This is a genomic window from Massilia orientalis, assembly GCF_030411975.2.
GTDB lineage: Bacteria > Pseudomonadota > Gammaproteobacteria > Burkholderiales > Burkholderiaceae_D > Telluria > Telluria orientalis.
This window is the reverse complement of record NZ_JASNRB020000006.1, coordinates 243,003-263,610: the sequence shown is the minus strand read 5'-3', so window position 1 is coordinate 263,610 and position 20,608 is coordinate 243,003. Positions and strand designations below refer to the sequence as shown.

Genomic DNA, 20,608 nt, shown 5'->3' with positions numbered 1-20,608 from the left:
CTCGCTTTCACAATAGTAAGTCGTGGCAAAGAACGCAATCCTTGATTTACATCAAGCCACTCTCTATCAGACCGGGTCCTTGACGACCCGGTCGACGTAGCACCAGCCCCACGTCTCCCCGTGCTCCTTCGAGCGGATCACGGGGTGTCCGGTCGCATGGAAGTGCTTCGTGGCGTGCTTGTTCTTCGACTGGTCGCAGCAGCCGACGTGGCCGCACGTCAGGCACACGCGCAGGTGCACCCACGTGTCGCCCGTTCGAAGGCACTCCTCGCAGCCGTCGGTATTGCCCTCGCGGGTCACGATGTGATGAAAGTGCGTGCAGTCGTTGCTCATGCCAACCTCCCGGTGTTATTTCTCGACCATCCCCCGCAACCCGCTGGCCCGGTGCGTACGGCGCAGGATCGCCTCGCCCAGCACGGCCGGCGCCGGCGTCGTCAGGGTGAACTGGCGGCTCGCGCGCGTGATGCCCGTATAGACTAGCTCGCGCGCCAGCACGGCGCCCCCCTCTTTCGGCAGGGCCAGCACCGTGTGCGCGAATTCCGAGCCCTGCGATTTGTGGACCGTCATCGCGTATGCCGTCTCCACGTGGCGCAGGCGCGTGGCCAGCACGCTGCGCACGTTGTCGCCTTCCAGGAACCACACGCGCAGCGAACCGGGACGCGCCGGGTCCGGCAACGCGAGGCCGATGTCGCCGTTGAACGTGCCCGTCGGGTAGTCGTTGCGGGTGACCATGACGGGGCGGCCCACGTACCAGTCGCCGCGCACGATCAGGCCCGCGTGCGCGAGGCGCAGTTCGATGGCCTCGTTCAGGCCTTCGACGCCCCACTCGCCTTCGCGCACGGCGCACAGCACGCGGAACGCTTCGAAGCGCTGCAGCACGGCGCGCACCCAGTCTTCGTGGCTGCCATGGCCTCCGCTGCCGGCGCGCAGCAGTTCGAGATACGGGCGATAACCCTCGTTCGCCAGCTGGATCACATGGTGCTGGTGCGCGTGCTCGATCCAGCGCAGCACGCCGGCCGCGTCGGGTGCGCGCAGCGCGGCGGCGGCGCCGTCGACGTCGCCCGCGTTGACGGCCAGCGCCAGCTTGCCGATCGGGCCGCCGAAGCGGCGGCTGTGGCGCAGCATCACCGTCTGCTGGGCGAGCGGGCCGCCCTGCCCTTCATATTCGGCGGGGATCGTCTCGCCGCTCGCGGCCCGCACGTACGCGCGCGTGTCGGCGTCGTAGCGCCCGGCCTGCGCATCGTGGCACAGGTCGCCCAGCACGGCGCCCGCTTCCACCGACGCCAACTGGTCCTTGTCGCCCAGCAGGACCAGCGTGGCGCCCGCGGGCAGCGCGTCCAGCAGCGACGCCATCATTTCCAGGTGCACCATCGACGCCTCGTCGACGATCAGCACGTCGACGTCGAGCGGATTGCCGCGATGATGCGCGAAGCTGCGCGTGTCCGGACGCGCGCCCAGGAGGCTGTGCAAGGTGCGCGCGGCGCCCATGCGCGTCGTCAGTTCGCGCAGCGGCAAGGCGCCGCCGACGCGGTCGGCCAGGTCGGTCAGCGCCTTGTCGATCGACTGCTTCAGGCGCGCCGCCGCCTTGCCCGTCGGGGCGGCCAGTGCGATGCGCTGGCGCGCGGCGTCCGGCGCCGTCGCGAACAACAGCGCCAGCAGGCGCGCCACCGTGTACGTTTTACCGGTGCCCGGACCGCCCGTGATGATGGCGAACGCGCCCCGCAGGGCGACGGCGCAGGCGATGCGCTGCCAGTCGGGCGCCTCGCCCGCGCGCTGGGCGCCGAACAGCGCTTCCAGCCACGTATGCGCCTGGTCGATGTCGACGTCGCGGCGCTCCTGCGCACGCGCGCGTACGCACGTGGCGACGAGGGTCTCGTCGCGCCAGTAGCGGCGCAGGTACAGGCGCGTGTCATCGAGCACAAGCGGCTGGTCGTAATCGAGGTCGCCCACGCGCCACACCTGGTCGCACGTGGCCAGTTGCGACATCCACCCCTTCACGCCGCGCGGCAGAGGTTTCGCCGCCTTCGCGAGCGCCTTCCAGTCCTCGTCGGCCCAGCCGAGCAGCGCGGCCGGATCGCCCGCCAGGTCGTCCAGCAGCAGGCAGCTGTGGCCTCGCCCTTCCAGTTCGGACAATACGAGGGCCGCGAGCAGCAGCGGCGTCGACTTCGCGCACGCGGCCTCGCCCAGGCTCGCGACGAAGCGGGCGAACACGCCGGACAGGCGGCGCAACCCGCCCGCCTCGGTCAGGCGTTCGACCTCGGCCCAGAAGGCGCCGGTATCGATGACGTCAGGCTTCATGCGCGTCCTTTCCCAGCAGGCGATCGAGGCCGTCCAGCAGTTCCACGTCCGGCTCGATCAGGTAGCAGCCGTGCGTGGCCGGGTTGCCGATCCCGCGCAGGAACAGGAACACGGCGCCGCCCAGGTGCTCGCGCGGCGAATAGTCTGCCCCGAGGCGCGCGCGCAGCAGCCGGTGCACGGCCAGCATGTAGATGGCGCCCTGGATGTCGTAGCGGTGCCCGGCCATGCCGGCCGCCATCGCGGCCTGCGTGTACGCGGTGTCGCCCGGTCCCAGCGCGTTCGATTTGTAGTCCAGCACCCAGTAGCGGCCGTGGCATTCGAACACGAGGTCCGTGAAGCCCTTCAGCATGCCGTGCAGCTGACGCTCCGGCAGGATCGGGCGGGGCGTGTTCCCCAGCATGCGCTGGCGGCACAGGCGGTCGAGCGCCGCCACGTCCAGGTGGCGGCTGGGGAACCAGAATTCCATCTCGGCCAGCGGCGCATCGATGTCCGCCAGCGCGCAGCCGACGGGCGGCAGCGGCGTGACGGCGACCATGCGCAGCCAGGCCAGCGCGTCGTCGAGGCGGTTGCCCCAGCCGGCGCGCTGGATGCGCTGCGCGAGGCGGACACGGAACGCTTCATCGTCGACCTGGCCGAAGCCTTCCCTGGCCATCCACTCGAGTTGCTCGTGCAGGAAGTTGCCGGGACCGGCGCCGCGCGGGAAGCGGTGCCACGGCGCGTCCTCGCTGTGCGTGACCGGCACGACGCCGGGGTCTTCTTCCTCCAGCAAATTCTCTTCCTGCGGCCGCGTCGGCGGCGCGACGGCCACCGTGTTTTTCGTCAGCGACGTGAACGAGCCGACCGCCCAGTTGCGCTCGAAGCGCGCGTCGAACCGCGGCGGCTCGACGAGCTCCGGCCGCACGTCCTGCCGTGCCAGCCGCGTGCAGCCGTCCGGGCTCGCCAGCGCATGCAGCTCGATGCCGTCGACGTCGCCGCGCAAGTGTTCCCAGCGCTCGCGCACGGCGGCCGCGGGCACGGGGGCGCCGCCCGTCAGCAGATAGCCCAGCGCCGATTCGTGCAGCTGGTTCTCGCCCTTCTTGCGCGCGGCGACGGCGGCGACACCGAGCCACAGGAAATGGCGCGCCCGCGTCAACGCGACGTACAGCAGGCGCAGGTCTTCTTCCAGGCGCGCGCGGTCGACGGCTTCCAGCGCCGCGTCGGACAGTCCGAGGTCGATGCGGCGCGCGCCATCGTCTTCCACGTATTCGAAGAACGCACGGTTGCGGCGGTCGGTCTTGCGCGCGGTGACGGCGAACGGCAGGTACACGAGCGGATATTCCAGGCCCTTCGATTTGTGCACCGTGACGACTTTCACCAGTTCCGCGTCCGACTCCAGTCGCAGCACCCGTTCGTCGCCGCCCTCGCCCACACCTTCGACCTGTTCCGCGAACCAGCGGATCAGCGCCTGTTCGCCATCCAGTTCGCGGCTCGCTTCCTGCAACAGTTCCGCGAGGTGCAGCAAATTCGTCAGACGGCGCTCGCCGCCCGGCGCCGCCAGCAGCTTGGCCGGCAGGCCCAGTTCGTGGATGAAGCGGCGCAGCATCGCCAGCACGCCCTGCCGCTGCCACGCCTGGTGCAGCGATTTCAGTTGTTCGACGCGGACTTCCCACGCCAGTTCGTCGCTGGCGAGCTGCGCCAGTTCCGCCAGCGGCAGCGCGCACGTCGCGGTCGCGAACGCGGCGCGCGCGAGCGTGACGTCCAGCGGGTTCGCCACCGCCTGCAGCCAGCGCAGCACGTCGCGCGCCTCGTCGGTCTCGACGACGGAATCCTGGTCGGACAGGTACACGCTCGCGACCTTGCGCTGCACGAGCGCGCGCCGCACGGCCGCCGCCTCGCGCCGGTCGCGCACGAGGATCGCGATATCCGCCGGCATCAGGCGTGTCAACGTCCCGGCTTCGTCTTCGAAGCCGACGCGCGCATCGTTCAGCAGCCGGACGATGTGCTCGGCGCAATGCTGGGCGAAGAATTCGCGGTAGTCGTCCGCGCGCAGGTCGTCGATGTCCGCCAGGCCGACGGCCAGCGCCTGGAACGGTCCGTCGACGCCGACCAGCTGCTGCTTGCGCCCCGCCGCGTCGACCGCGTCGAACGGCAGCGGATTCTCGTCGCCCTTGCGGAAGCGGAAGGCGCCCGCCGCGTAATTCCCTTCCGCGTGGCGGAACAGCTGGTTGACGGCGGCGACGAGCTGGCGCGTCGAGCGGTAGTTCGTGCCCAGCTGGTAGTGGCGGCCGTGCGTGGCCCGGCGCGCCGACAGGTAGCTGTGGATGTCGGCGCCGCGGAAGCCGTAGATCGACTGCTTCGGGTCGCCGATGAGGAACAGGCCGCGCGCCGGATCGTTGTCGGCCACGCGGTACAGCAGGTCGAAAATGCGGTACTGGTCGGGCGACGTGTCCTGGAATTCGTCGACCATCGCCACCGGATACTGGTCGAGGATGCGGCGGCGCAGCGCCTCGCCGTTCGGCCCCTCCAACGCATCCTTCAGGCGCGCCAGCATGTCGGCGAAACCGAACTGGCGGTTGCGGCGCTTCAGTTCCGCCATGCGGTGCGCGATGGCACAGGCGGCGTGGCGCAGCAGCGCGTGCGCTACCGGCGCGATCGCATCGAGTCCTTCCTTGAGCGCGGACGTGTGCTCGAAACATTCGGGAATCGGCGCGGCGTGATCCTTGCTGAACGCATCGAGGATGCCGTCGGGCGTCAGGCGGGTCCACAGCGCGTCGGTGAGTTGCGGATAGTGGGCTTGCGGATCGTCCGCCCAGCGGCGCAGCGCATCGAACGCTTTCGCCAGCGAATCCGGACGCATCTTGTTGCCGTTGAACGCTTTCGGATTCACGCTGCGCTGCGCCGCGATCCACGATTCCATCGCGTCGGCGCGCGCCTGCCAGCCATCCTTCTGCCGCTTCAACGCATCGCACTGCTCGCGTTCCGCCTCGGCGATGACGGCGCCCAGCGGCCGCTCGCCCAGGTTGCCGATGCGGTCGTCGATGCGGCCCGCGCGCTGCACCAGCTCGCGCACGGAGCGCTTCAGCGCGTCGACGTCGCTCCAGCAGGACCGGAGACTCGTGAGCGCCGCGCCGGACAGCGGGTACACGTGCTGGCGCCAGTAATCGTGCGCGGCATCCTCGAACAGCGCGCGCTCGTCGCTGACGAGTTCTTCGTCGAACAGGCTGCCGCTGTCGAACGCGTGCTCGCGCAGCATGCGCTGGCACCACGCATCGATGGTGAAGATCGCCGCCTCGTCCATCGTCTCGGCCGCGAGGACCAGCCGGTGCGCGGCGACGAGCCGCGACGCCTCGTCGTCATACGCGCCGGCCAGCGCTTCGAGATAGGGATCGTCCGGCTCGATCTCGCCGCGGAAGCATGCCGCCGCCTGCACGAGACGCTCGCGCACGCGGTTCGACAGCTCGCGCGTGGCCGCGCGGGTGAAGGTCATGACGAGGATCTCTGGCGGCATCAGCGGACGGGTAAAACCGTCGTCGCCGCCGTGGCCCAGCACGAGGCGCAGGTACAGCGCGGCGATGGTCCACGTCTTACCCGTGCCCGCGCTGGCCTCGATGAGGCGCGAGCCGTGCAGCGGGAAGCCCAGGGCGTCGAGCAGCTGGCTCATTGTTCTCCTCCCTCGAAGCGGGTCACCGTCACGCTGTCCTTCAGCCATGCGACCAGCGGACCGTACAACGCTTCCGCCACGAGCGGCCAGCCGCCGGCGGCGCGCAACAATGCGAATTCGGGCCACAGGCGCGCGAGGCACGGGTCGGTGACTTCGCCGTCGATTTCGAAGCCGCCGTCATACGTCTCGCGCGCGTCGCCGCCGGAGAAGTGCGCGAGCGCCGTCTTGCACGCGACGGGCAGCGGCCGGTCGAGGTTCGAACGCCACAGCGCCACCAGCGTCTCCAATTGCGCGAGCGCCGCGCCACGTTCCAGCGGCGCCATCGCGAGGCTCGCGTCGCGCGCGACGAGCACGCCGCCCACGCGCCCGCCCATCGCGGCGGCGGCCAGCTGGCGCAGCCACGGGCCGATCAATTTGTCGCCGCGCGGCTCGCCCTTGCGGTCCAGCACCTTGGACGACATCTGCAGCAGCCACACGGTGTCCTCGTCGTTGCTGCGCAGGCGGTCGATCCAGTCGTCGATACGCACGCCGCCCGCCTCCACGCTGACGACGAGTTTCGGCGCCGGTGTCGGATAACGCGCGCCCAGCGCGAGCCAGGCGCGGCGCACGGGCACGAGGTCGTCGACGAGCTGCTGCTGCCATTGCCTGCCCACGAGGCCGATCGGCAGCACGCCTTCGCGCGCGAGCCGCGCGGCGCGCGTCTCCAGCACCTGGCGCACGTCGTCCGGCGCTTCCGGCGTGCCGCTGTCGTCCAGCAGCGTGTCTTCCAGGAAGTAGCGCTCGAGCGCATCGAGCGAGAACGGTTCCTCGTCCTCGCCGACGACTTCCAGGTCCGTGAACGTCACGCCGAGGCGGCGGCGGAAGAAGAAGCGCGCGGGCTGGCGGAGGAAGCTCGCCAGCTCGCCCAGGGTGAGCCGGTAGTCGGCATCCAGTTCGAACGGCGGCAGCACGTCGTCGCCGACACCTGCAGCTTCGGCACCGTGCGCCGACCGCCACTCGCCCGCATACGTGAGCAGGCCGCCGCGCTCGAAATAGCGGCGCGAGAACGGCTGCAGCGCGTGCACGGTCGTGCGCTCGGCGAGGTCGAGGTCCCAGCCGGCGGCGAGATAATCGCGCAGTTGCGACACGAGCACGGACGCCGGCTGCTCCGTGTTGTCGCGCACGTTGCGGCCCACCCAGCTCACGTACAGCTTGTCGCGCGCGGCCAGCACCGCTTCGAGCATCAGGTAGCGGTCGTCGTCGCGGCGCGAGCGGTCGCCGGGGCGGCTCAAACCCGGCAGCGCCAGCAGGTCGAAGTCGGACTGGTGGCCGCGGCGCGGGAAATCGCCGTCGTTCATGCCGAGCAGGCAGACGACGCGGAACGGCACGGCGCGCATCGGCATCAGCGTGCAGAACGTGACGCCGCCGGATACGAACTGGTGCGACAGCGCCGGCTGGTCGAGCTGGCCGAGCCACGCCTCGCGCATCACGGCGAGCGGCACGGCTTCGTCGAACAGCGCGTTCTCGCAGATCTCCAGCCAGCATTGCAGCGCTTCTTCCAGCTGGTGCAGCATCAGGCGGTCTTCCTCGTTCGTCGCGCGGAAGAACCTCGCCAGCAGCGCGCGGGCGCAATCGCCCCAGGCCATCGGGGTTTGCACCCTGTCGAGGTCTTCGCGCCATGCGAGCAGCGCCTCGACCAGTTCCGCCAGCGAGCCCGCGAGCGCGGCATCGAGGCCGCCCACTTCCGGATACGGTTCGATATCGCGGAAGCTGGCGCCGTGGCCGGTCGCATAGCCGAGCAGCATGCGGCGCACGCCGAACAGCCAGGAATTCTGTTCGCCGGCCGAGCCGAGGCCGAGTCCCGCGCGGTGGCGCTGGTCCAGGCCCCAGCGCACGCTGGCACCCTCGATCCAGTGGCCGAGGATCGGCAGATCGGCTTCTTCCAGGCCGAAGCGGGCGGCCAGCGCGGGCACGTCGAGCAGGTCGCGCACCTCGCTCTGGCGGCAGCGCTGCTGCGGCAGGCGCAGCAGCCATTCGAGTGCGACCAATAAAGGATTGACGCTGCGGTCCTTGACGTCGCCGATCTCGAACGGGATGTAGCGCGGGTCGCTGCGCTTGTGCTGGTCGAACACCGCGTGGACGGCGGCCGAGAAGGTCTCGATGTCCGGCACCATCACGACGACGTCGCGCGGACGCAAGGCGCCTCTCTCGTTACCTTCCCGCTCTTGCGCGAACCACGACAGCAGCTGGTCGTGCAGTACCTCGACTTCCCGCTGAGCGCTGTGGGCGATGTGGAACTCGATCGACCGGTCGCCGAGCGGAGGCGGCGTGTGCGGATGCTCGGACAGCGGCAGCAGGTCGCGTACGGCGGCCTGCACCTGGCCCAGCAAGGTCTCGGGCTCGTCGTCGGAGAACAGGTCGATGCGCAGGTTGCCGAATTGCGCGCCCTCGCCGTTGTCGAATTCGTCGAGCATGCGCACGAAGTCGCGGCCCTGCCGTCCCCAGCTCGCGAGCAGCGGGTGGCTGTGCGCGTGCAGCTGCTCGACGGGGATTTCGGACAGGTCGCTGCCGTTGCGGTGCTGTTGCCGTTTATAGGCCGCGCGCAGCAGTTCGCGGCCTTCGATGATGTCGCCCCAGTAGAACCGGCACGGATTCGGCACGGCCAGCAGCACCTGCGTGTGGCGCGACAGGCCCGCCATCGCCTGGATCGTCTGGTACGGCAGGGTCGACATGCCGAACAGGATCACGCGGCGCGGCAGGCGCAGCACGGGTTCGCGGTCTTCCATCACCGCCGCCATGAATTGCTGGTGGATCGTCGCGCGGCCGGACCAGCGGCGCTCCGGCGGCAGGCTCGCGTGGATCTCGCGCCAGAGTTGCGCCTGCCAGCACTGGTCCGGCGCCAGCGGGATCGGCTCGCCTCCGGGGCGGCGCAGCTGGTCACGGTCTTCCGCCCAGTCGGTGAGCCAGTCGGCGCGGTAGACCTGGTACTGGTCGTACAAATCCGCGAGACGTTCGGCCAGCTGCAGGCGGCGCTCGGCGTCGCCGTCGGAGAGAAAATGGCGCAGCGGTTCGAATTTATCCTTTTCCAGCAGCTCGGGCAGCAGGCGCATGAGGCGCCACGTGAGCGCGTCCTTGTCGAACGGCGAGCGGCGCGGCACCCGCTCCGGACCCAGCATGCCGCGGTACGCCTCCCACTGGAAGCGGGCCGGCAGCGCCACGCGCGTGGCCGCGCACACGCCCAGCTCTTCCGCCAGCGCGATCTTGAGCCACTCGGCGACGCCGTTGGACTGGACGAGCATGATCTCTTCTTCCAGCGGACCGAGCGGATTGTCGCGCAGCCAGTCGAAGACGGCGGCGCGCAACAGCTCCATCTGGTTGCCGTGCAGGATGAGGAGGCCGGGGCGGATCGGGGATGGCATGACGGGACGTGGAGAAGCGACTCGCGCAGCATACTACTTCCGGGGCTCCGGCGGTAGAGCTGACCGGCGCTCAGGCCTGGTGATCCTGCTGGCGCGTGCCCATGCGGCCGAGCGCGCGCGCGATCGTCGCGATCAAGCCCTCGGGCGCCGCCGGCTTCGTCAGGAATTCATCCATGCCGGCCGCGAGGCAGCGGGCCTGGTCCTCGATCCCGGCATTCGCCGTCATCGCGATCACTTTCAGGCCGGCCAGCCGCGCATCCGCACGAATGCGACGCGTGGCCTCGTAGCCATCCATCACGGGCATCTGCACGTCCATCAGGACGCAGTCGACAGGCCCTTCCGCCAGCCGGTCCAGCGCCTGGGCGCCATCGTCCGCGACGACGACGCGCGCGCCGGCATCCTCCAGCAGTTCGCGCGCCACCAGCTGGTTGAACGCATTGTCCTCGACGAGCAGGATCGTGCAGCCCGCGAGCGCCGCCGCTTCTGCACCCGCCTTCGACTGCGGCGCCGGCGCTGCAGGGCGCAAGGCCGTCAACGGCCGCAGGCGCGCCGTGAACCAGAACGTGCTCCCCTGCCCCGGCACGCTCGTCGCACCGGCCTCGCCGCCCATCAACTCCGCCAGCTGCTTGCTGATGACGAGGCCCAGGCCCGTGCCGCCGTGCACGCGCGTCGACGACGGGTCGGCCTGGTGGAACGGCGTGAACAGCTGCGCCAGGTCGTCCGCGGCGATGCCGATGCCGCGGTCCTCGACCTCGAAGCGCACGAGCACGTCGGCCCCCACCGTCCGTTCGACGCGGGCCCGCACGTGGATGGCGCCCTGGTCGGAGAACTTGATGGCGTTGCCGACGAAGTTCAGCAGCACCTGTTCCAGCCGCAGCGGATCGCCGCGGACGGGCCACTTCAGCTCGGACGCCACGTCGAACGCGAGTTCCAGGCCCCGCGCCGACGCCTGCGCGCCCAACTGGCTCTCGACGTTGCGCTTCAGCGCGTCGAACGTGAAGTCGCGCAGTTCCAGCTCGACCTTGCCGGCCTCGATCTTGGAAAAGTCGAGGATGTGGTTGATGATGCCCAGCAGGTGCTGCGCCGAATGCTGGATCTTGCCCAGGTAGTCGCGCTGCTTCGGGTCTTCCGCGCGCTTGCCCGCCAGGTAGGCCATGCCGATGATGCTGTTCATCGGCGTGCGGATCTCGTGGCTCATGTTGGACAGGAAGTCGCTCTTGGCGCGGCTCGCCGCGTCGGCTTGCGCCTTCAGCGCGTGCAGTTCGGTCACGTCCGTCGACACGCACAGCACCGCCCCGGCGTCGCCATCGCCGGCGAAGCGCACGGGCACCTTCACGCTCCACACCTGGCGCGCGACGCCGTCGCTGCCGGCAAAGGCGTTCTGCACCGCGCGTTTTTCGCCCAGTTCCAGCACGGGCTGGTCCAGCGCCCACAGCGCGTCGGCCTGCGCGGGCGGCATCACCTCGCGGTCGCGCCGCCCCACGATCTCGTGCGCCGGCAGGCCGCAGGCGGCGGCCATCTTCGCGTTGACGTAGCGGTAGCGGCGGTCGCGGTCCGTCAGGTAGACGTAGGCGTCGACGTTGTCCAGCACGAGGTCGAGCAGCCGGCGTTGGTCCACGGCCGTCTTGCGCGAGCGGGCCAGGTTGAGGAACAGCGCAAACGCAAGGAATGTCGCGCCGAAGCCGCCGGCGCCGGCCAGCCAGGGGAAAACGCGGCCGAAACCGTCGACGAGGTCGGCGCGGCGGGCGACGAAGCGGGCTTTCCACAGGTTGTCGTCGAAACGTACGGGCAGCACGGTTTCCATCAGATCGCCGGCATTGTTCAGCGCCGCGCCGGCGCCGTCGTACAGCAGGTTGTCCGCCTCGTTGACGTGCAGCGGGCCGGCCGCCCGGCTGTCGGCGGCCGCATACAGCTGCAGCGCGACCGGTTGGTCGCCGCCCGGCAGCGCGCCGCGCACGAGGGCCGGCACGGAAAAGCCGATGCCGACCGAGCCCGCGTACGCGGCGCGCCGGCCTTCGACATCGGGCGGAACGGCGCCGTCCGTGCGGTACACGGGCATGCGCAGGCCCAGGCCGAGATGGCGCACGGGGTGCTCCACGACGATGGGCTTGCCGGATGCCGTCATGCGGCCGCTGTCGCGCGCCCGCTCGAGCGCCTGCGCGACCGCGGGCGCGCCGCCCGCAAGGTCCGCACCGGCCTTCTCGGCCAGCCACGGCTCCAGGTAAGTCAGCACGGTGTGCGCGGGACGCCGCACGGCGGGCCGGATCGTGAAGTCGGGATAACCGGCCGGGTCGAGGCTGCGGTCCGCGCGCACGCCCGCGACGAACGCGTCGCGCGCGCCGGCCTCCACGTACGCTGCGTAGTTGACCGATTCGAGCGCCGGATAGTGCTCGGCCACGCCCAGCGTCTGGACGTAGCGGTGGAATTCCAGCCGCGTGACGGTGCCGCTTGCCTGGAACAGGCCGGCCAGGCCCCGCACGACGTCCGCATAGGAGTGCACGGCGCCGGCCAGTTGCTGGCGGCCGGTGCGCGCCAGGTGGTCGAAGCGGGCCTGGGTCTCGATGTCGACCGCGTGCGCCGCGCCCAGATACAGCCCGGCGCCGGCCAGCAGGGCCAATGCGGCCCCGCCGGCCCAAAGCGCGGCCGTCTTTCCCGTGTTGCGCGTCGTGATGTCAGCCATAAGGAAATTACTGCGAAATTTCCGTGCGGAAATTTTTCGATGTTTGTTAGTATGTCCGAATCGGACGGAAATTGCGAGCTTAACAATAAGGAATGCATATGCGTGAAGCGGATAATGGGCACTTTGACCCCTGGTTGTGGCTGGAAGACGTCGATTCCGGCCGCGCGCTCGGCTGGGTGGCCGAACGCAACGCGGAGACGGAGCGCGAACTCACCGCCCTGCCCGGCTACGCGGCCTTGCGCACGCGGCTGAAGACGATCCTCGATGCGCGCGACCGCATCCCCTACGCCGGCCACCACGACGGCCGCTTCTACAATTTCTGGCGCGATGCCGACCACGAACGCGGGATCTGGCGCCGCACGACGCTGGCCGAATACCGCAAGCCGGCGCCCGCCTGGGAAACGGTGCTGGACCTCGATGCCCTCGCCCGCCTCGAAAACGAGAACTGGGTGTGGGCGGGCGTGACCTTCCTGGAACCGCACGGCACGCGCTGCCTCGTCTCGTTGTCGCGCGGCGGCGGCGATGCCCACGTCGTGCGCGAGTTCGACGTGGCGACACTGTCCTTCGTCGACGGCGGCTTCACCTTGCCGGAAGCGAAGTCGAGCGTCGGCTGGGTCGACGCGGACACCCTGTTCGTCGCGACGGACTTCGGGCCGGACTCGACGACGGAATCGGGCTATCCGCGCATCGTCAAGGCGTGGAAGCGCGGCACGCGCCTGGAAGACGCCGCGCTCGTCTACGAAGCGCAGGAAGACGACTTGTCCGTCTCCGCCTGGCACGACCCGACCCCGGACCACGAGCGCCAGTTCGTGCTGCGCCAGATCGATTTCTACAGCAGCGAGCTGTTCCTGCGCGATCCCGCGAGCGGGCAGCTCGAGCCCATCGACAAACCGCTGGACGCGAACGCGTTCGCGCTGCGCGACCAGTTCATCGTCGAACTGCGCTCGGACTGGACGCTTGGGGACCGCACGTGGCCGCAGGGCGCCCTGCTCGCCATTGCCTTCGACCGCTTCCTGGAAGGCAGCCGCGATTTCGACGTGTTGTTCGAACCCTCGCCGACGACGTCGCTGGACGGCATCGCGGCGACGCGGGGCGCGCTGTTCCTCACGATCCTCGACAACGTCAAGAACCGGATCATCGAATGGCAGCGCGCGGATGGCCGCTGGCAACGCCGCGACGTGGACGCACCCGGCATGGGCGCGCTGCACGTCGCCGCGGTCGACGAGTACGACGCGGACCAGGCGTTTCTCACCGTGACCGACTTCCTCACGCCGAGCAGCCTGTATCTGATGGAGGCCGGCCGCGACGGGCGCGAACTGTTGAAGTCGATGCCGGCGTTCTTCGACGCGTCGCCGTATGCCGTCAGCCAGTTCACGGCGCAATCGCCCGACGGCACGCACGTCCCCTATTTCGTCGTGATGCGCAAGGATGCGCCGCTGGACGGCACGCATCCGACCCTGCTGTACGGCTACGGCGGCTTCGAAGTGTCGCTGACGCCGTTCTACAGCGGCACGACGGGCGAGGCGTGGCTGGCGCAGGGCGGCGTGTATGTGCTCGCGAACATCCGCGGCGGTGGCGAGTTCGGGCCGCGCTGGCACCAGGCGGCGCTGAAGGAAAACCGGCAAAAGGCGTTCGACGATTTCCTCGCGGTCGCCGGGGACGTCATCCGCCGCGGCATCACGACCCCGCCCCACCTGGGCATCATGGGCGGCAGCAATGGCGGCCTGCTCGTGGGCGCGGCACTGACGCAGCGGCCGGACCTGTTCGGCGCCGTCGCCTGCCAGGTGCCGCTGCTGGACATGCGCCGCTATCACGAGCTGCTGGCCGGCGCGTCATGGATCGGCGAGTACGGCGACCCGGACGATCCCGACGAATGGGACTACATCGCCCGCTACTCGCCGTACCACAACGTTTCGCCGGACAGGCAGTATCCGCGCGTGCTGTTCACGACGTCGACCCGCGACGACCGCGTCCACCCCGGCCACGCACGCAAGATGGCGGCGCGGATGCGCGACCAGGGGCACGACGTGCTGTACTGGGAAAACACGGAGGGCGGCCATGCCGGCGCGGCGAACAACGAGCAGACGGCGACGATGTGGGCGCTGACCTATGCATTTTTTTTGAGGGAACTCAAGTAATTGCACTTGGAAAACTCTGGACATGACCCGTTTCCCCGGTAACCATCAGTTAGCAAGCTAACGCAACCGGCACATTCGATATGAAACTAGCAGGGTTGCTAGGACGCTAAATGAATGTTGCATGGAATACTTGTTTCTCACACATCTTTCCATGGAGGAGCGGCGATGGCTAATGATTTCGTTACCGAAGCAAGCCTGCGGGAACCGTCGGCAGGCACCCTGATGATGAAAACGCCCGCATCCCTGGCGCCCTCCGTCAGCGACCTGAAAAAATACCGGATCAGCAAGCGCGAAAGCCAGGAAAAATTCTGGGGCAGATTTGGCGTCACGCAATCCAGCGGCAGCCGCTTCGAAACGGGCCTGGCCATTCCGGCCCCGGTCGCGCTGCTATTGAAGCTCTATGTCAACGGCAAGCTCAACGATGGTGATCTTCTGGGGTAATCAACCCCAGCGAGATGGCCCGCACGACCGCCTGTTGCCGGGTGTTGACGTTGAACTTCTGGCGAATATTGCCCATATGGAAGTTCACCGTCGCCTCGGAACAGCCGGTGATTTTTGAAATTTCCCACGACGATTTGCCCACCATGACCCAGTTGAGCACCTCCAGCTCGCGCGGGGTCAGGCGCGGCGCCGCCTCCTGCGCGGGCGGCGGACAGAAACGCACGCCCGACGCGTACGCATAATCCCGCACCAGTGCCAGATCGGCCAGCATGCTCGACACGTCGCGCAGGAAGGCGCCATCCGCCGCCGTGTCGACGGCAAAACTCAGCAGGCCGAACTCCCCGTTCGGACCATGGATCGGAAACGTCACGCCGGCGCGGATGCCGTACGTGCAGGCCTCTTCATACAGCGCGCGCTGGGCCGGGCTGCGGAAGATTTCCGGCTGCCAGATCAGCGGCAAGGTGGTGGCGAGGCAATGGCTGACGACCGGATCGACATAGGCGAACCGCTCGGCGTCATAACGTTCACGCCATTTTGTCGGGTAATTACTCTGTATAAATGCGTTCTCGAGCCGCGCGTGGCGCGAGCCCGACATGCCGAACAAGACCTTCTCGAACCCATAGTGGCGGCCGAGGGCGAACAGCGCTTCGCCCCAACTGGACGCGGTGTCGGTATGTAACAACTCGTCCAAATCGACGGTCTTCATGGATGCCTCGCGCTGTATGAATGGGGTGTAATGACACCCCCGCTATGCTAGTTGAGTTGTAACCAAAAAGCACGAAAAATTGGTCTTTTATTCATTATGGCAGAGCCCTGACATTGGATCAGTTGTCGTTCCGATACATGTTGAACATCGTCCGCCATCGAAGCGTGCGCCAGTCTTTACGATTTTCGAATATCCTCGCGCGAATTGTCCATTTAAAATTTCAAAAATGCAAGTTTATGGTGGATTCGAAACAATCCTGTCGGTCTGGCCATATGCATGCTTGACTCGGCCGAACACGGGTGTATCGTTGCGTTTCCTTAGCATTTAACAATGCGCGATGTCTGAACCATGCGCCAGCCCCCCTTCCGCTTTCTCTTCGAGGATCTTTAGTCAATGAATAACATGACCGACATGGCTGAACAGCTCGATGTCAAGCTGCTGCTGTCCACGCTGATGGCGCTGAAAAAAGGCGACTTCTCGGTACGCATGCCGTCCGACTGGACCGGCGTGTCCGGCAAGATCGCCGACACCTTGAACGACATCATCGAGACCAAGGAAAAAATGGTCGAGGCGGTCACCGAAGTGTCGCGCGTGGTGGGCCGTGAAGGCCATCTGACGCAGCGCGCCTCCGTGCCCGGCGTCGTCGGCGGCTGGTCCACCATCATCAGCTCGGTCAATACGCTGATCGACGACCTCGTGCGCCCGACGACGGAAATGGCGCGCGTCATCGGCGCCGTCGCGAAGGGCGATTTGTCGCAGACGATGGCGCTGGAAGTCGACGGCCACCCGCTGAAGGGCCAGTACCTGCGCGCGGCGACCACCGCGAACACGATGGTGGAACAGCTGTCGTCGTTCTCGTCCGAGGTGACGCGCGTGGCGCGGGAGGTCGGCACCGAGGGCAAGCTGGGCGGCCAGGCCTACGTCCCCGGCGTCGCAGGCACGTGGAAGGACTTGACGGACTCCGTGAACTCGATGGCGGGTAACCTCACGTCGCAGGTGCGTAACATCGCGGAGGTGACCACCGCGGTGGCGAACGGCGACTTGTCGAAGAAGATCACGGTGGACGTGCGCGGCGAGATCCTGCAGCTGAAGGACACCATCAACGTGATGGTGGACCAGCTGCGCTCCTTCGCTTCCGAGGTGACCCGCGTGGCGCGGGAGGTCGGTACCGAAGGCAAGCTCGGTGGCCAGGCATACGTGCCCGGCGTCGCGGGCACGTGGAAGGACTTGACCGACAACGTGAACTTCATGGCGTCCAACCTCACGGGCCAGGTGCGTAACATCGCGGCCGTGACGACCGCGGTGGCGAACGGCGACCTCGGTAAAAAGATTACCGTGGACGTGAAAGGCGAGATCCTCGAGCTGAAGAACACCATCAACGTGATGGTGGACCAGCTGTCCTCGTTCGCATCGGAGGTGACCCGCGTCGCCAGGGAAGTCGGTACGGAAGGTAAGCTCGGCGGCCAGGCAATGGTGAAAGGCGTCGCGGGCACGTGGAAGGACTTGACGGACTCCGTGAACTCGATGGCAGGTAACCTCACGGGCCAGGTGCGCAACATCGCGGACGTGACCACCGCCGTGGCGAACGGCGACTTGTCGAAGAAGATCACGGTGGACGTGAAGGGCGAGATTCTCGAACTGAAGAACACTATCAACGTCATGGTGGACCAGCTGAACTCCTTCGCGTCCGAGGTGACGCGCGTGGCCCGCGAAGTGGGTACGGAGGGCAAGCTGGGCGGCCAGGCGAACGTGCCGGGTGTGGCGGGTACGTGGAAGGACCTGACGGACGGCGTGAACTCGATGGCGGGCAACCTGACGGCGCAGGTGCGTAACATCGCCGACGTGACCACCGCCGTGGCGAACGGCGACCTGTCGAAGAAGATCACGGTGGACGTGAAGGGCGAGATCCTGGAACTGAAGAACACCATCAACGTGATGGTGGACCAGCTGTCCTCGTTCGCCTCCGAGGTGACCCGCGTGGCGCGCGAGGTGGGTACCGAGGGCAAGCTGGGCGGCCAGGCGTACGTGCCGGGTGTCGGCGGTACCTGGAAAGACTTGACGGACAACGTGAACTTCATGGCGTCGAACCTGACGGGCCAGGTGCGCAACATCGCGGCGGTGACCACCGCCGTGGCGCGCGGCGACCTGTCGAAGAAGATCACCGTGGACGTGAAGGGCGAGATTCTCGAACTGAAGGACACCATCAACGTGATGGTGGACCAGCTGTCCTCGTTCGCCTCCGAGGTGACCCGCGTGGCGCGCGAGGTGGGTACCGAGGGCAAGCTCGGTGGCCAGGCCAATGTGTCCGGTGTCGCGGGTACGTGGAAGGACTTGACGGAGAACGTCAACCAGCTCGCGGCCAACCTGACGAACCAGATGCGCGCGATCGGTGAAGTGGCGACGGCGGTGACGCGCGGCGACCTCTCGCGTTCCATCCAGGTGGAAGCGCGCGGCGAGGTGTCCTACCTGAAGGACAACATCAACGAGATGATCCGCAACCTGAAGGAGACGACGCAGAAGAACGCGCAGCAGGACTGGCTGAAGACCAACCTGGCGCGCTTCACCCGACTGCTGCAGGGCCAGCGCGACCTGCAGGCCGTGACGAAGCTGATCCTGTCCGAACTGGCGCCGCTGGTCTCCGCGCACCACGGCGTGTTCTACATGATGGATTCGCAGGAAGCCGATGCGCGCCTGCGCATGATCGCGTCGTACGGCTACCGTTCGAGCAGGAAACTGCCGACGTCGTTCCTGCCGGGCGAAGGCCTCGTGGGCCAGTGCGCGCTGGAGAAGACCCGCATCTGGCTGACGGACGTCCCGCGCGACTACATCGTCGTGTCGTCCGGCCTCGGCTCGGCGCCGCCGACCAACATCGTCGTGCTGCCGATCCTGTTCGAACAGCAGGTCAAGGCCGTCATCGAGATCGCGTCGCTGGACCGCTTCACGGAGACCCACCTCTCCTTCCTCGACCAGCTGATGGAATCGATCGGCGTCGTGCTGAACACGATCGAGGCGAACAGCCGGACGGAATCGCTGCTGACCCAGTCGCAGTCGCTGGCGCAGGAACTGCAGCAGACGAACCAGGAGCTGGCGGAAAAGGCGCGCCTGCTGTCCGAGCAGAACATCGAGGTGGAACGCAAGAACCGCGAAGTGGAACAGGCGAAGCTGGCGCTGGAAGAAAAGGCCACGCAGCTGGCGCTGTCGTCGAAATATAAATCCGAGTTCCTGGCCAATATGTCGCACGAGCTGCGCACGCCCTTGAACTCGCTGTTGATCCTCGCGCAGCAGCTGTCCGACAACCCGGAGGGCAACCTGTCGTCCAAGCAGGTGGAATTCGCGAAGACGATCCATGGATCCGGCTCCGACCTGCTGACCCTCATTAACGACATTCTCGACCTGTCGAAGATCGAGTCGGGCACCGTCACGCTGGACGTGTCGGAATACCGCTTCTCGAACCTGCGCAACTACGTGGACCGCACGTTCCGCCACATGGCCGAGGCGAAGCACCTCGGCTTCTCGGTGGAGCTGGCGGAGAACCTGCCGACTGCCGTCATGACCGACACGACGCGCCTGCAGCAGGTCCTGAAAAACCTGCTGTCGAACGCGTTCAAGTTCACCAGCCACGGCAACGTGTCGCTGACGATCAGCCTCGTGACGAGCGGCTGGACGGCCGACCACCCGCACCTGCTGCATGCCGACGCCGTGCTGGCGTTCTCCGTGCGCGATACGGGCGTCGGCATCCCGGCCGACAAGCTGCAGCTGATCTTCGAAGCATTCCAGCAGGCCGACGGCTCCACCGCCCGCAAGTACGGCGGCACGGGCCTGGGCCTGTCGATCTCGCGTGAACTGGCGCGCTTGCTCGGCGGCGAAATCAGAGTCGAATCCACAGTCAACATCGGTTCCACGTTCACGCTGTACCTGCCGTACAACCGCGCGGGCTTCATCAACTACGAACAGACCCGCCAGCCGCAACCGGCGCGCCTCGCGCCGCCGCAGCCGCAACCGTCGGCCCCGCCGGCGCCGACGATGCTGCTCGAAGCGGAACCCGAAGCGGTGACCAGCGTCGCCCTGCCCGACCCGTCGGCCAGCCTGGTCGAATACGCGGCCATGCTCGACGACCGCGGCCTGATCGTGCCGGGCGACCCGTCCGTGCTGATCGTCGAGGACGACGAGCGCTTCGCCAAGACGCTGCTCGAATTCGCGCGCGAAAAGAACTTCAAGGGCATCGTCACGCACCGCGGCGATTCCGCGCTGTCGCTGGCGCGCGACTACCTGCCGTCCGCGATCCTGCTCGACATCGACCTGCCGGACATCGACGGCTTCACGGTGCTCGACCGCCTGAAACGCGACCCGAGCACGCGCCACATCCCGGTGCACGTGATGTCGTCGCTGCGCGAGCGCGAGCGCGCGCTGCGCCAGGGCGCGATCTCGTACATCAACAAGCCCGTGAGCCGCGAGATGCTGCAGGAAGAATTCAAGCGCATCCAGAAATTCCTGATGGGCGGCAAGCGTTCGCTGCTCGTCGTCGAGGACGACATGGCGCAGCGCGAATCGATCGTCGGCCTGATCGGCGATTCCGACGTGCGCATCGTGACGGCGGAAGACGGCAAGGCCGCGCTGGAAGCGCTGGCGCAGCAGCACTTCGATTGCATGGTGCTGGACCTCACGCTGCCCGACATCTCCGGCTTCGACCTGCTCGACCAGATCGGCAAGCAGCAGGCGTTGCGCGACCTGCCGATCGTGATCTACACGGCGCAGGAACTGTCGCGCAAGGAGGTCACGAAACTGAAGCGCTACGCCAAGACCATCGTCGTCAAGGATGCGCGCTCGCCCGAACGCCTGCTCGACGAGACCGCGCTGTTCCTGCACCGCTCGCAGGCCAGCCTGCCGGAGACGCAGCGCCGCATGCTGGAAGAGATCCACGCGGCGGACGGCGGCCTTGCGGGCCGCAAGGTGCTGATCGTCGACGACGACCTGCGCAACATCTTCGCGCTGTCGTCGCTGCTGGAGCGCCAGCAGATGCAGGTGCTGTTCGCCGAGAACGGCCGCGACGGCATCGAGGTGCTGGAAAAGGACCCGACCATCGAGATCGTCCTCATGGACATCATGATGCCGGAGATGGACGGCTACGACACGATGCGCGCCATCCGCCGCATCCCGAAGTTCAAGTCGCTGCCGATCATCACGCTGACCGCAAAGGCGATGAAGGGTGACCGCGACAAGTGCATCGCCGCGGGCGCGTCCGACTACATCACCAAGCCGGTCGACGTCGCCCAGCTTTTGTCGATGATGCGGGTGTGGCTGCACTGA

General features: G+C 67.6%; 9 protein-coding genes. 3 read left to right on the top strand and 6 right to left on the bottom strand.

The genetic code is table 11. The features are described 5' to 3' along the window. Window positions 1-66: 66 nt before the first annotated feature. The 5 genes from QPK29_RS11675 to QPK29_RS11655 form a co-directional block, all read right to left on the bottom strand. The gene (locus QPK29_RS11675) at window positions 67-333 is read right to left on the bottom strand and encodes a UBP-type zinc finger domain-containing protein (protein WP_056135447.1); all 267 of its coding nucleotides are present in this window, start codon (window positions 331-333) and stop codon (window positions 67-69) included. Between the two features lie 15 nt (window positions 334-348). Continuing rightward, a complete protein-coding gene (recD, locus tag QPK29_RS11670; protein ID WP_056135450.1) occupies window positions 349-2,298 on the bottom strand; it encodes an exodeoxyribonuclease V subunit alpha in 1,950 nt (649 codons plus the stop codon). Further along, a complete protein-coding gene (gene recB / locus QPK29_RS11665) occupies window positions 2,288-5,938 on the bottom strand; it encodes an exodeoxyribonuclease V subunit beta (RefSeq protein ID WP_371768363.1) in 3,651 nt (1,216 codons plus the stop codon). The genes recD and recB overlap by 11 nt, the downstream gene beginning before the upstream one ends. Next, window positions 5,935-9,336, bottom strand: coding sequence for an exodeoxyribonuclease V subunit gamma (recC, locus tag QPK29_RS11660; RefSeq protein WP_371768362.1), 3,402 nt, complete (start codon window positions 9,334-9,336; stop codon window positions 5,935-5,937). The genes recB and recC overlap by 4 nt, the downstream gene beginning before the upstream one ends. A 70-nt stretch (window positions 9,337-9,406) precedes the next feature. Further along, on the bottom strand, window positions 9,407-12,016 hold the full coding sequence (locus tag QPK29_RS11655) for a CHASE domain-containing protein (RefSeq protein WP_371768361.1): 2,610 nt from the start codon (window positions 12,014-12,016) through the stop codon (window positions 9,407-9,409). Between the two features lie 98 nt (window positions 12,017-12,114). On the opposite strand from QPK29_RS11655, the gene QPK29_RS11650 reads away from it, so the two are divergent. Both QPK29_RS11650 and QPK29_RS11645 read left to right on the top strand, forming a co-directional pair. Further along, complete coding sequence (locus QPK29_RS11650; RefSeq protein ID WP_371768360.1) at window positions 12,115-14,154, top strand: prolyl oligopeptidase family serine peptidase; 2,040 nt, start codon at window positions 12,115-12,117, stop codon at window positions 14,152-14,154. Between the two features lie 165 nt (window positions 14,155-14,319). Beyond that, the gene (locus tag QPK29_RS11645; RefSeq protein WP_056135468.1) at window positions 14,320-14,595 is read left to right on the top strand and encodes a helix-turn-helix domain-containing protein; all 276 of its coding nucleotides are present in this window, start codon (window positions 14,320-14,322) and stop codon (window positions 14,593-14,595) included. Here QPK29_RS11645 and QPK29_RS11640 read toward each other — a convergent pair. After that, complete coding sequence (locus QPK29_RS11640; protein WP_082577398.1) at window positions 14,570-15,301, bottom strand: helix-turn-helix transcriptional regulator; 732 nt, start codon at window positions 15,299-15,301, stop codon at window positions 14,570-14,572. The genes QPK29_RS11645 and QPK29_RS11640 overlap by 26 nt on opposite strands. Window positions 15,302-15,694: 393 nt before the next feature. Here QPK29_RS11640 and QPK29_RS11635 point away from each other — a divergent pair, with 393 nt between their 5' ends. Further along, window positions 15,695-20,608, top strand: a complete 4,914-nt coding sequence (locus QPK29_RS11635) for a response regulator (RefSeq protein ID WP_160407607.1) — start codon at window positions 15,695-15,697, stop codon at window positions 20,606-20,608.